The following is a 12324-nucleotide window of genomic DNA, read 5'->3' as shown; positions in this document are numbered from 1 at the left end:
CCTTCAGGTTTCAAAACCAACCCTCCATTTTTTCAGTGAACTCTTGTTTTTTGCGGCTGCAAAGTAAAGGACTTTATTTGTAACTTCCAAACACTTTTTAAAAGTTTTTTCCATTGCCAAAATCACCCAAAACCCTTACAGAACGCTCCTTCCAAATCTCCCGGCCTAACCCGGGTGGCTCTCAAAGCGGCTGCAAATATAGAGAGCTTTTTTTGTTCTGCAACATATTTTGACAAAAACATTTTTCACTTCGCAGAGCATCACCTGACGACAAACTAAATACCAGCTACTTACCTATCGATAAAATTTTCATTGAAACGGTCTTGAACAAACAAAATAGTGGATCGCCAACCTTCAAATCCAGTTTTTCGAGGGCCGGACGAGTAATTTCAACCAACAAAGGAAAGCCAACATCAACACTGCAGAATACCTTTTTCCCGGAGAATTTAATGTCAGTAACAGTTCCCTGCAATTGGTTTCGGCTCGATATTAAGGCAATTCGTTCTTTGGAAAGACTAACATTGGCAGGCGGGATGCTTAAAATGATCTGATCATCGGGGACAATTGTATAGATGGTATCCAGCAATAAACAATTAGAAGAATACTCAGAATAATAATAGAAAGCCGTCAAGTCACCAATCCTGTCGATGCTTTGGGCACGCAACCGTACAGCATTGGCTTCTTCCCCGTTCATGAGCAAGGGCTGGCACTGAGGATCGAACAACAAATCATGATAGTGCCCAAAACCGGCAATAGTACCGTCTTCAACAATTAATAGTTGGTTGGTGAGCATCAGCAAATCAGAAATATCATGGCTCACAACCAATATTGGCAGGCGATACCGTTCATGGATTTTGATCAGGTACGGGATGATATTCCGTCTCAAGCGTTGATCGAGTGCGGAAAAGGGTTCATCGAGCATCAACACTTCAGGGGAACCGAGCAACATGCGGCCAATGGCAATGCGCTGTTTTTCCCCACCGGAACATTCCCGCGGCTTTTTACTTAGCAGAGTGCCCAACTCAAGCAAAGAAACAACCTCATTAAAATGGATGGAGGAGGAGGACTGGTAGCCATACATCAAATTTTTGCGGACTGACATGTGCGGAAACAAACGGCCTTCCTGAAAAACCAACCCCATACGCCGTCGACGAGCTGGCACCTTAATCTTCAAATCCTTATCAAACATGGTCTTCCCGTGGATAACAATCCTGCCCCAATCCGGATCCTCAATTCCGGCCAACAATTTCAGCAAACTGGATTTCCCGTGCCCCGAAGCTCCGAACACACCAATAATTCCTTCGGGAATTTCCACATTCATCTTCAAGGAAAAGCTCCCGCGCGTGTAGGCTATATTTATATATACTGCACTCATAGGCCAGTTGATTTTTTATAGCGCCGGTTTACCAATTCGGAAACCAGCATGGCAATAAATGAAATGACAATGGAAATAACCATCAGGCGGAAAGCTTCACCTTCCTTACCCGGGGTTTGCATGGCCGAGAAAAGCGCCAGCGGAATGGTCCGGGTTTCGCCGAAAGTGTTGCCGGCAAACGTGATAGTTGCGCCAAATTCGCCTAAACTTCGCGTAAAACTCAACAAGAAACCGCTAAGGATCCCCGGAAATGCCAATGGTGCAGTTATGGTAAAAAAGACCTTCAGGTTGTCTGCGCCCAATATTTCGGCAGCATCTTCAAGGCGTTTGTCCACCATCTCAACCGCCTGCTTCACGGCACGAACCGCCAATGGTAACGAAACGATCACCGAAGCGATTACTGCCGCAGGAAAAGTAAAAGCAATGCGAAGGCCAAACTGATCCTCCAGAAACCGCCCCAACAAACCATTCATACCCAATACTATTAATAATATATAGCCGGTTGTTACGGGTGGCATTACCATAGGGATATGCAAGACGGCTTCGATGACTGGTTTCAAACGAAAATTTTTCCGCGCCAAAAACCAGCCCAACCAAATAGCAACCGGTAAGGAAACAAAGGCACAGAACAACGCCACCCTGATGGAGACCAATAAGGCAGAAAGCTCAGCTTCCGATAATCCGACAAACAGCAAATTTTTCAATAGACTTTAAATTGATGTTTAACGAGAATTGCTTTTACTTCGGCTGAACGCAAGTAGGTATAAAAATCGCGGGCCAGCGGGTTCTCCGATAACAGCAACTGAAAATATTCAACCGCTTGATGCGTTTCGGGAGGGAATGTATGGACGATTCTCACCTTTTGGGATTGAAGGGCATCGGTTTTATAAACAATCGCGTACCCGGCCTCTCCAATTTCCACCATCATCAAGGCTGAGCGGACATTGGTAGTTTGCAGCAATTTACCGTCCAGCTTGAGATGATAATAATCGAGAACTTGTTGTGCATACTCGCCCACGGGCACATAACCAGGATCGCCAATCGCTATTTTCTGCCACGTATTTGTCAATAAACCGGCTATTTCATTCTCCCCGGAACTGTCTGTAAGCGAACCAACCAGCACTAAATCGTTGCCTGCAAGCACGGCCGTGTCTTTTGCCAGGTTTCGATCTACCAGGTATTTCATCCACTTCCGGTTGGCCGAAAAAAACACATCCGCCGAAGCGCCTTGTTCAATCTGCCGGGCCAGGGTGCCGGATGCAGCCAGGTTCAGTTTAATGTCCACCTTCCGTTGAAGCCGGAAGCTGTCTGTAATTTCTGTAATTACATCGGTCAGGCCGGCAGCCGCAAAGACCACCAGTGTATTCTGTTTCGAATGCTTCCCGGTACAGGAAAAAAGCGAAACAACCATCAGCCATAAAATAATCTGTTTCATAATCTTCAACATTAACAAGTTTCACAAGCTAAGCCGAGATGCAGTCCAGTCCATTCCTTCACTTCCGCAAGAAAATTTATCATCCGGTCAATTTCCTCGTCCGTTGGTTCCAGGGTTTCCAACACTTCCAGCGAACAGAAATTCATGAACTTGTTGTAAAACCGACTTTCCTCTATAAACAATTCCGGCACTTCGTACTTCTTTTTAAGCATCCGCAACATGCTGCTAATGCTTGAATGCTCGGGCAAGTCGCCATCTTTTGTAATCAAGGCAGTTAAAAAGCCTTCCAGGGCCAAACCAATCAAATTGTAATATACCAGGTTTCCAAATGGGCGACCTTTTTCCTTTGCCTTAACTGTTGTTTTGTAATAAGCCAAAGCTTCTGAGTGATAACCATTCCAAGTTTCCATAATTGTATCTTTTAAATCATTAATTGTATTCCGAAGTTGATATAGTCACCATAAGTCCCGGAAGAACTTACACGGTAATTTCTGGTCCCGCTCCCGGTTCGGTTCATATAGTGCAGGTTAAGCTTCAATTTTCTCTTTGCTGAAATAAGGTTTATCCCGGCATCAATGATCCGATCCTGACCGTCATAAAACGATGCATCCTGAAAGGTGTCGTCTCCAGTAAACTGGTTGAGCATAATCGCTGGTTCGAGAACCCAGTCTTTCTTCAAAAAGAAATTATACGAAGCACGCACCATCAGGCAGGATGCCAGGTAATCATCCAGGTTTTTGCGGTCGAGCAAATAATATTCGCCATCCAGCTTTAACCCGTTCAGGTAAATCAGGACATCGGCCCCGTACGTGGCAGATGATTTGAAGACGTCGGTCTTTCCCTGGGTTGATGCGCCAAAACCAACCGACATCAGTTTTTGCTTTTTTAATAAATTCCCGGAAAGGCAATATTTATAGGAATTCCATTCTTTGTCGCCAACATTCAGGATGACATGCCCTAGAAACACGGGACTCCAGTTTTCACTTGTGATACTGGTATTATCCTGCCGGGTAATGAAAGCAATATTGTATAAGAGCTGACTTTTCCCGACACCTCCCATGCCCCCAACATTGACACCCGGACAAATGCCGTTGGTTTTTCCTGTAACAAATTGGCGCAAATAGCAGGATGTTTCCGCTTTGTCGAGCGAACTGGTGGTCCAGGGCGATGTGACCGACTCGCGGCTCAAGTGTGGTAAAAACGATCCGCCCGAAACCATCAGCCAGTCCGTTTCGGGCAGTACGCTATACGTGCCATAAGCGCTCCACAGGGCAATATCCCCGGTATTTGCTTTCCCTTTCGATGAAAGATTTGAATCCTTCCCCAGATGATCAAACGAACACTGAATATCGTACGACAGGTTTTCCATCAGCTTTCCTTTCAAGCCAATCCGGCCCCGGCGAAAATAACTTGCTGCCCGATCGGGAGAGGCACCACCTCCTGACTCCAGCCCTTCGCTGTATATCGTCCAATACTGAAGGTTAGCGTAAGGTTTTACTGTTGGTTTTAAGAGCGGTTCATCAGCAAATAAATTTGCACTTGCCAGAACCAGTAAAAAAATTAATTGATGTTTTTTCATTACTTTTCTCTTCAAGTTTTTACTTATGCCGTTATTATTTTTTGAATAACGGTGGTCAAAAAAAAGGCTCAAACGACCGATTTAATTCACGGATAAACCGCCCAAAGCGCTTCTCAGCTTCTATGTAAAGTTCCAGCACTTGTGCCCCATCGGGGGTCAGTTCGGCAAAACCGCCACCAATGCCACCGCGAACCGAGATGATCAGTTTTTTTCCGGCAACGCAATTGAGTTGAACAATTTCATTATAAACCTTGGAATATGAGCTCTCCAATTTTTGAGCAGTTCCCGAAATGGATCCTGTTTTCTGGATACCTGCCAAAATTTGCATCCATAAATGACATCTCACTCCATGATCGCCCATATCAAACCAAATAGCTCCGTCAATCGGTTTATTTTTCATTGTTGCTCCGGAATTGAAGGTGAATGGAAAAGCGACAGTATATCCTCGTAGTCGAACGCACGTTTGGCACGTTTAGCAGCATCTCTCATTCGATTGACAACTTCAGTTAGTTGCTCTTTTGACACTACGATGCCCCTTGATTTCAGGAAGTGTTTGAGCGCACCGCTACCGGAGTGCGTCCCAAATACCAGCTCGGTTTCACGTCCGAAATCAACCGGGTTGAAAACTTGATAGCTCATCGGATCATTCACTAAGCTGCGGCAATGAATTCCCGACTCGTGCCGACAAATCATTCCGCCCACAATTGGTTTTGAATCGTGAATTTTTCGTTGCGACGCCACCTCAACCGCCCGGCAAAGTTTCTGCAGCATATTGAGCCGGATGCCGCAATCAATGGCTGCCGATACCTTCATGGCTGCCGCTACTTCTTCCAAACAGGCATTCCCTGCTCTTTCGCCTAATCCATTCACCGTTAAACTAGCTGATTGACAACCTGCCAAAGCCGCTGAAACGGTGTTTGCGGTAGCCATTCCCAGATCGTTGTGACCATGAAACTCGAATTCAACTCCGGGGAACAATCCAGTTAGCCAACTGAAAAATTCCATTGTTGAAAGTGGATTCAATGTTCCAACAGTATCGGCAATTCGAATACGATCTGCCCCTTCAGCCAAACAAGCTGAAATAAACTCCTTTAAAAAGTCGCGGTCGGCCCGGGAGGCGTCCTGCGCTCCAACGGCAACAAAATCGAATCGCTGGTGAGCGAATGCCATCATCGGCTTAACCCGGTCCAACACCCACGAACGACTTTTACCGATCGCTTTTTGCTGAATATCGGAAACAGGAAAAGAAATATTCATTCGGCTGACTCCGGTTTTTTCCGCTGCCAGCATATCTTCCTCTGTTGATCGCCCCCAGCAGGTCGATTTAAATTGAAAACCTGCACGAATAATTTCACGAATAACCAACTGCTCGCACTCCCCCATAATTGGCGTACCAACTTCAAGCTCCTTCACACCCGCCGCATCAAGCAAGGCAGCAATCTTCATTTTTTCATCAAAACTGAAGACTACTCCGGGGGCTTGTTCGCCGTCCCGGAGAGTTGTATCAATTATATGGAGAGGTTTCTCAATCATTATTCACTGATTAGATATTCCTCAACAGCTTTTCCTTCCTCCAACGCATCCAAAATCTCGTCGATGCGTTCTTCGGTAATTGCTCCGTACCAGAAATTATTGGGTTGAATAACCATCACCGGTCCCTGTGAGCATACATTCAAACAGGCGGTTGAAGAAACAGCAGCATCGATACCACGGTCGTTGCATTCTTCCATGATATACTGAATGAAATCGGCAGCACCATTCTTATTGCAAAAGCCTTTGGCATCGCCGGCAACCCGATACGAGTTGCAAACTAAAATGTGGAAATCAGGTTTTTTCATTATTGAAACTATTTAAAGGTTGAACTATTTATTGTCATCCTGAACTTGTTTCAGGATCTCTTCGATCTGGGAAAGGTCGATGTTACTGACAGATCCCGAAACAAGTTCGGGATGACCTCGCTATTGAGCATGGGATGCGGCATCACCCACATCCCGTTCCTGAGCCGGAGCACTCAGCGCCGCACCTATAAACATCGGCTTTTTTGATGGTTTTCAGCGACTTTCCTTTATAAATGGCATCCAGCCCATCATCAATCAATCCGGTCATTTCAACGATTTTGATCCCTGAACGTCCGATGATGGATGAAGGTGAAGGTCCGATTCCGCCAACCAATAAAGCCCGACAGTCATTTAAACATTCGCCCAGAGCTTCCCAACGCAGGTTGCCGGTACCTGAGGGAGGTGTGCGGCGTTGCTCCACCAGCCGGTAACCCGAAGGTGTTTCTTTAAAAATGTACAGGTAATCGGCTTCGCCCAGGTGTTGGTTCACTAACATACCTTCCTGGCTGGCTACAGCAACGTTCGGACGGGTTTCGTCGACTGACACGGACATGGTTGCAATATCATTCAGCAATTTGGCTGCATCCGGATCATCTTTTCCCAAAAGGCCGACTGCATCGGCACGGCAACGAGCGCAGTGCGTCATTGGTTTGATGTGCTGGCTAATTTCTGCACGAATCACCTTCATCATGGCAGGAGATGGCTCTTCCAGATTCTCGAAGGGCGTATCAGCAACCGGATACAGTGGAATACAGTTCATCAGATCAGCACCAAGTTCTTTGGCCGATTTGGCGATCCCTCCCACTAGCTGATCGTTGATTCCGGGAACTACGATCGTATTGATCTTAACAGTAATTCCGTACATCTTTAGCATCTTAATGGCTTCAAGCTGTTTCTCCAACAACACTTTAGCCCCTTCGATACCAACATAGCCGCGTTTATCCAAACGAACCCAGCTATAAATGTTTTTGGTGACTTCCGGATCAAACGAGTTCATGGTGATGGTCACATGACTCACTTTCAGTTCTGCCAACTCGTCGACATAGGGCGCTACATTCAACCCGTTTGATGACAAACAAAGAATCATTTCTGGGAACTCTTTGCGGATTAACCGCAACGTTGTCATTGTTTCAACCGGGTTGGCGAACGGATCACCAGGCCCAGCGATACCAACTACAGATAAGTGAGGCATTTTTTCCTTCAACTTAATTGTATAAATCAAAGCTTGTTCGGGCGACAATACCTTGCTTGTTACACCGGGACGACTTTCGTTTACACAATCATTGTCGCGTTTACAGTAATTACATTGAATATTACATTTCGGGGCAACCGGCAAATGCACCCGGGCATATTTTCCTTTAGCATCTTTGCTAAAACAGGGGTGTTTTTCAATATCAATCATAGTTGTATTTTTTTAGAGTCCCGAGACTTTGAGTCCCGAGTCCTGAGTTTTCAACTCATAACTCACTGCTCATTACTCACGGACCTGGTTACATATATTTATAGCCGACCGCCGAATGGTCTTGTTTATATTGGATCATGGCATTGACAACCTGGTCGAATAGCTCCTGTGTACCGGAGTAGCCGAGATGCTTGATGCGTTGTCCGCCAATACGATCATGAATCGGGAATCCGCAGCGAACAATCGGAATGTTCAGTTCGCGTGCGATGTAATAGGCTTTGCTGTTTCCAACAAAAAGATCGGGCTTGTTTTCGATGCTCCACTCCCGGATTTTTTCGTAGTCGAACATGTTTTTTGCCAGAATTTGTTCTCCTCGTTCAGGGCAGTTCTCGCGGATTTGTTCTTCCAGCCTTCCGCTTTCGCCACCTGTTGCGGCTAAAACCACTTCAACTCCAATTTCATCGAGGAAGGTTGTCATGGCAATCACAAAATCTTCTTCGCCATAAACCACCGCTTTCTTTCCGAAAATGTATTTGTGTCCGTCAGCGTAGGAGTCAATCAAACGTCCGCGCTCGCCTTTGTAGCGAGCCGGCATTTCCTTACCGGTTATCTCTTCCAATGCTTTTATAAAGCGATCGGTGTTTTTTACCCCGATTGGCATTGACATGCGGTAATTTTTTACGCCGAATTCATTCTCCAGGTAATGAGCTCCGGTAGCCGAAAGCTTATTGTTTTTTACCCGGCCTGACAGCGAACCAAAATTGAGAATTGTTCCAAACTCGATGGATGCTGCGGCTGTTCCGCAGGTTTCTATTTTGCTAACCGGTGTTCCACCTTCGGGAATTCGTTTATAACTTTCCCAGATCGGGTTGTCCAACGTTTCCGAATAATCGGGAAGCAAAACGTAATCAATACCAAAATCATTCAGCAGGTATTTGAGTTGACGTAAATCTTCGGTTGACACAAAACCGGGAAATATATTGAGATGCGTCCCTTTTTCGCCGCCTTTAGCAAATGTTTTCACCGCAGATGCTACTGCTTCATGAAAACCATCCATGTGCGATCCCTGGTAGCTGGGAGTCGATGCGGTAACAAAACGAGGGAGATCATTGAGCTGATTGTCTTTCTGAAATTCGTGAATGTACATTTTCACGTCATCGCCAATGGTTTCGGAAAGACAAGTTGTTGTTAGAGCGACCACTTCGGGTTTGTATTGCCCGATCACATTTTTAATCGCCGTGTGGCAGTTGGCGCCACCGCCGAAAACGGTTGCTTCTTCGGTGAAATTTGAGGAAGCAATATCTACCGGTTCTTTGAAGTGGCTGATCAGGTAGCGCCGGATGTAGGTTGCACAGCCCTGTCCTCCATGAATGATGGGGACACAACCGCGAATTCCTTTGAAAGCAATGCTGGCACCAAGTGGGGCACAAAGCTTACAGGCATTCCGCGTAGCTGTAAATTCTTTTGTCGATTTTATAATCGGTGCATTTTCAAACATGTTCTTCAAGGTTTTGAGTTAAAATTTCGTTCGGTGTCATTCCGAACTTGTTTCGGAATCTCTTCCGTCACATTGGAAACGCTTTGCAAACAGATCCTGAAACAAGTTCAGGATGACTAGCTAATCGCGTCGCCCTATTTCATGAATTGCCAAACCGGGCTGCAAACTGAAGCGTACACTTCTTTTGCAAAGTTGAGCATGCCCTCATATCCCGCGAGAGCTTCTTTCCGTTCGTGGTTGTGGTCGCAAAAACCAAGTCCTAACTTGTAGGCGATTGGCCGTTCTTTCACACCTCCGATAAAAAGATTTGCTCCGGTTTGTTTCACAAATTCAGAGAGTTCGTTCGGATTGGAGTCATCAACAATGATGGTTCCATCGTCACACATTTCCTTTAACAAATTGTAATCGTCCACATTTCCTGTCTGGGAGCCAACCACAACAGTTTTCATTCCGATTAGGCGAAGAGCTTTGACCAACGAGATTGCTTTAAAAGCTCCTCCCACGTAAATCGCTGCTTTTTTGCCTTCCAACTTCTGACGATATTGCGTCAATGCCGGCAATAAGGTTGTTAATTCTTCTTTAACCAGCGCCCGTGCTTTTTCCATCATCTCGTCCGATTTGAAGAACTTGGCCACTTCGTAAAGTGCGTCCGACATATCTTCAATTCCGAAATAAGAGACTTTCATAAACGGAATGCCGTACTTTTCTTTCATTTCTTTGGCCAGGCCGATCATCGAACCTGAGCACTGAACAACATTCAGTTGTGCCGTATGCGCTTTCCTGATATCATCAACTCTCCCGTCGCCGGTCATGGCTGCTACCAGATTCACGCCCATTTTCTTATAGTATTCAGCCAACATCCAGAGTTCACCAGCCAGGTTGAAATCTCCGAGAATGTTCAAGCTATATTCAGGGGCTTTGAATGTGGTATCGGTACCAATTAATTTGGAGAGCGCTCCGCAGGCTATTTTATAGCCATCCTTTTTTGTTCCGTTAAATCCTTCTGACATGACTGCAATCACGTCGATGCCTTTTTCGCGTGTCACCCGCCGACACACCGCTTCAACATCGTCGCCAATTACACCCACGATACAGGTGGCATATACAAAAGCGCCTTTCGGCTTATAGGTGTCAATTAAACTGATCAATGCCTTATACAAACGTTCTTCGCCTCCGAAGACAACTTCTTTTTCCTTTAGATCAGTTGTAAAACTTAATCGGTGAATTTGTGGCCCGGATGAAAGTGATCCGCGAATGTCCCAGGTGTAGGCGGCACAGCCAACCGGCCCGTGAATGAGATGCAGTGCATCTGCAATCGGATATAAAACTACTCTGGAGCCACAAAAAACACATGCCCGTTGACTGACCGAACCGGCCACACTGGCTTTCCCGCAAGCAATCGCTGCATCATCTTTCCCTTTGGTGAGAATTTGATTTTGTCTGTCATTTATAAATGCATCCATAGCGTTAGTTTTTTTTAAGATGAAAGGGAGGCTGCGGGTTGCCTCCCCTCACATTTTGACATTATGAAGAACATATTCTAAAGGGATGTCTCCCTGGATCCTTCCCGGCTGAAGGGAAGGATATCTTATCGATTCTGGTTTTGTTGAACTATTATGATGGAATACCGAAGAGTGAGCAGCAAATCATTTGTTGTCATTTGCTGTCATTTGCTGTCATTTGTTGTCATGATTTTTTTAAACTCTTTGCAACCAACGACTTTAGAATGACTATGAATGACCAATAATGACTGTCTTAAACTACCGTCCATTCCACCTGGTTGGCTCATACAAAACCAGATCGTTTTTACATGGTCAGCTCGAACGATTCTTCGGGCGAAGTGGCATCCTGGTAGTCCATGATAGCGCCAAGGATTTTCTCCAGGATGCGGATACCGCCCATATACCCTACCGTTGGGAAGTAGCTGTGCCCCACGCGGTCGAGGATCGGGAAGCCCATTCGCACAAACGGAATATTTTCGTCGCGCGAGATATATTTCCCGTAAGTGTTCCCGATGATCAGGTCAACCGGCTCCTGCTTGATCCACTGGTGCATCAGCAGCATATCAGCTTGCGGGCCATTTTTGTATTTGGCCTCAGGCACTCGTTCCGACAGGATTTCTTCTATCCGTTTATCAAAATTTTTGCCCGGCGTTCCCGACACAATGTAAACTGGTTTCATATCCATGTCGGTCAGGAATTCAATCAGTGGGATGATGTTGTCCGGATCGCCATAGATGGCCACTCGTTTTCCATAGAGATATTGGTGCATATCGGTGATTACATCCACCAACCGTCCGCGCTCATCAGTCAATGAATCGGGGATAGAAACTTTGCCGGCTTTGGCAAGTGCCTGGATGAAGCGGTCGGTAGCACGCAACCCAACCGGAATATCGACGATTTCGAAAGGAACTTTGCATTTATTATCCAGCATCACCGCCGCTTTCCGCGTTCCCCAGTCACCCAGCCCAATCGTCTTCATACTATCGCCCATACTGATCATGTCGGGGATGGTGGTGCCGCCTTTCGGGTACATTTCGTAACTGCCGGTCATGGGCGTGTCCAGCACATCCGACGTATCGGGCAGCAAAACAGACTTCACTTTCAGCAGGCCGGCCAGCCTTTTCAGTTCACGCATATCAGAGGGTTCTACCCAGCCCGCCAACAGGTTGATCTGCCGTTTCTTCTCGTCGGTCTTCTCCGGGAAATACCTGACAATACCTTCCAGCATATTGGCGTACCCGGTAACATGAGACCCAACGTAACTGGGTGTTGACGCCTGAATGATGTGTTTACCGAAGGGCACTTTACCTTCATCGCGGGCTTTGGCCACAATTTGCCCAAGGTCGTCACCAATGGTTTCGGACAAGCAGGTTGAATGCACGGCAATTATTTCGGGCTCATAAATGGCAAAGATGTTCTCGATGGCGGTCATCAGGTTGGCTTGTCCGCCAAAAACGGATGAACCTTCGGTGAACGAACTGGTTGATGCCATCACCGGCTCTTTGTAGTGTTTGGTCAGCGCGCTGCGGTGATACGAGCAACATCCTTGCGAACCGTGACTGTGAGGCAAACATCCGTGAATGCCCAGGGCAGCGTACATAGCCCCGATGGGTTGGCAGGTTTTTGCCGGGTTCACCGTAAGCGCTTTACGCTCTTTTACTTTATCTGTTGTATGTCGTAGTAACATGATTAATC

The 12324-nt window shown here is 46.3% G+C and carries 12 protein-coding genes; all 12 read right to left on the bottom strand.

Going from position 1 to position 12324, the window contains the following annotated elements:
- Positions 1-286 precede the first annotated feature (286 nt).
- A complete protein-coding gene (gene modC, locus N2K84_RS03190; RefSeq protein WP_282590326.1) occupies positions 287-1375 on the bottom strand; it encodes a molybdenum ABC transporter ATP-binding protein in 1089 nt (362 codons plus the stop codon).
- Positions 1372-2070, bottom strand: a complete 699-nt coding sequence (gene modB / locus N2K84_RS03185) for a molybdate ABC transporter permease subunit (protein WP_282590328.1) — start codon at positions 2068-2070, stop codon at positions 1372-1374. Before modB ends, modC begins: the two co-directional genes overlap by 4 nt.
- Positions 2071-2075: 5 nt before the next feature.
- Positions 2076-2810, bottom strand: coding sequence for a molybdate ABC transporter substrate-binding protein (gene modA / locus N2K84_RS03180; RefSeq protein WP_282590325.1), 735 nt, complete (start codon positions 2808-2810; stop codon positions 2076-2078).
- Between the two features lie 11 nt (positions 2811-2821).
- The gene (locus N2K84_RS03175) at positions 2822-3220 is read right to left on the bottom strand and encodes a hypothetical protein (protein ID WP_282590324.1); all 399 of its coding nucleotides are present in this window, start codon (positions 3218-3220) and stop codon (positions 2822-2824) included.
- 11 nt (positions 3221-3231) lie between these two features.
- On the bottom strand, positions 3232-4389 hold the full coding sequence (locus N2K84_RS03170) for a porin (protein WP_282590323.1): 1158 nt from the start codon (positions 4387-4389) through the stop codon (positions 3232-3234).
- A gap of 55 nt (positions 4390-4444) precedes the next feature.
- A complete protein-coding gene (locus N2K84_RS03165; protein ID WP_282590322.1) occupies positions 4445-4789 on the bottom strand; it encodes a winged helix-turn-helix domain-containing protein in 345 nt (114 codons plus the stop codon).
- Positions 4786-5922 carry a homocitrate synthase/isopropylmalate synthase family protein gene (locus tag N2K84_RS03160; protein WP_282590321.1) on the bottom strand — a complete coding sequence of 379 codons (1137 nt, stop codon included), beginning with the start codon at positions 5920-5922 and terminating at the stop codon, positions 4786-4788. Before N2K84_RS03160 ends, N2K84_RS03165 begins: the two co-directional genes overlap by 4 nt.
- Positions 5922-6227, bottom strand: a complete 306-nt coding sequence (locus N2K84_RS03155; protein WP_282590320.1) for a (2Fe-2S) ferredoxin domain-containing protein — start codon at positions 6225-6227, stop codon at positions 5922-5924. Before N2K84_RS03155 ends, N2K84_RS03160 begins: the two co-directional genes overlap by 1 nt.
- Positions 6228-6369: 142 nt before the next feature.
- Positions 6370-7629 (bottom strand): nitrogenase cofactor biosynthesis protein NifB, encoded by a 1260-nt coding sequence (gene nifB / locus N2K84_RS03150; protein WP_282590319.1) that lies wholly within the window; start codon positions 7627-7629, stop codon positions 6370-6372.
- 88 nt (positions 7630-7717) lie between these two features.
- Positions 7718-9127, bottom strand: a complete 1410-nt coding sequence (locus tag N2K84_RS03145; protein ID WP_282590318.1) for a nitrogenase component 1 — start codon at positions 9125-9127, stop codon at positions 7718-7720.
- Between the two features lie 134 nt (positions 9128-9261).
- Entirely contained in the window at positions 9262-10590 is a 1329-nt protein-coding gene (gene nifE / locus N2K84_RS03140) for a nitrogenase iron-molybdenum cofactor biosynthesis protein NifE (protein WP_282590317.1), read from the bottom strand.
- A gap of 343 nt (positions 10591-10933) precedes the next feature.
- Positions 10934-12316, bottom strand: a complete 1383-nt coding sequence (gene nifK / locus N2K84_RS03135; protein ID WP_282590316.1) for a nitrogenase molybdenum-iron protein subunit beta — start codon at positions 12314-12316, stop codon at positions 10934-10936.
- Positions 12317-12324: the final 8 nt, after the last annotated feature.

It is taken from the genome of Gaoshiqia sediminis (assembly GCF_025907915.1).
In the GTDB taxonomy this organism is placed as follows: Bacteria; Bacteroidota; Bacteroidia; order Bacteroidales; family Prolixibacteraceae; genus Gaoshiqia; species Gaoshiqia sediminis.
Note: the sequence above shows the minus strand (reverse complement) of the source record. Positions and strands in the feature narration are given on the sequence as shown.

Bases quoted from the DNA above. Each gene is read 5' to 3' on its own strand.
- N2K84_RS03160 (WP_282590321.1), bottom strand. From the start codon at position 5,922: ATGATTGAGAAACCTCTCCATATAATTGATACAACTCTCCGGGACGGC.
- nifB (WP_282590319.1), bottom strand. From the start codon at position 7,629: ATGATTGATATTGAAAAACACCCCTGTTTTAGCAAAGATGCTAAAGGA.
- nifK (WP_282590316.1), bottom strand. From the start codon at position 12,316: ATGTTACTACGACATACAACAGATAAAGTAAAAGAGCGTAAAGCGCTT.
- modA (WP_282590325.1), bottom strand. From the start codon at position 2,810: ATGAAACAGATTATTTTATGGCTGATGGTTGTTTCGCTTTTTTCCTGT.
- nifE (WP_282590317.1), bottom strand. From the start codon at position 10,590: ATGGATGCATTTATAAATGACAGACAAAATCAAATTCTCACCAAAGGG.
- N2K84_RS03165 (WP_282590322.1), bottom strand. From the start codon at position 4,789: ATGAAAAATAAACCGATTGACGGAGCTATTTGGTTTGATATGGGCGAT.
- N2K84_RS03170 (WP_282590323.1), bottom strand. From the start codon at position 4,389: ATGAAAAAACATCAATTAATTTTTTTACTGGTTCTGGCAAGTGCAAAT.
- N2K84_RS03175 (WP_282590324.1), bottom strand. From the start codon at position 3,220: ATGGAAACTTGGAATGGTTATCACTCAGAAGCTTTGGCTTATTACAAA.
- N2K84_RS03155 (WP_282590320.1), bottom strand. From the start codon at position 6,227: ATGAAAAAACCTGATTTCCACATTTTAGTTTGCAACTCGTATCGGGTT.
- N2K84_RS03145 (WP_282590318.1), bottom strand. From the start codon at position 9,127: ATGTTTGAAAATGCACCGATTATAAAATCGACAAAAGAATTTACAGCT.
- modC (WP_282590326.1), bottom strand. From the start codon at position 1,375: ATGAGTGCAGTATATATAAATATAGCCTACACGCGCGGGAGCTTTTCC.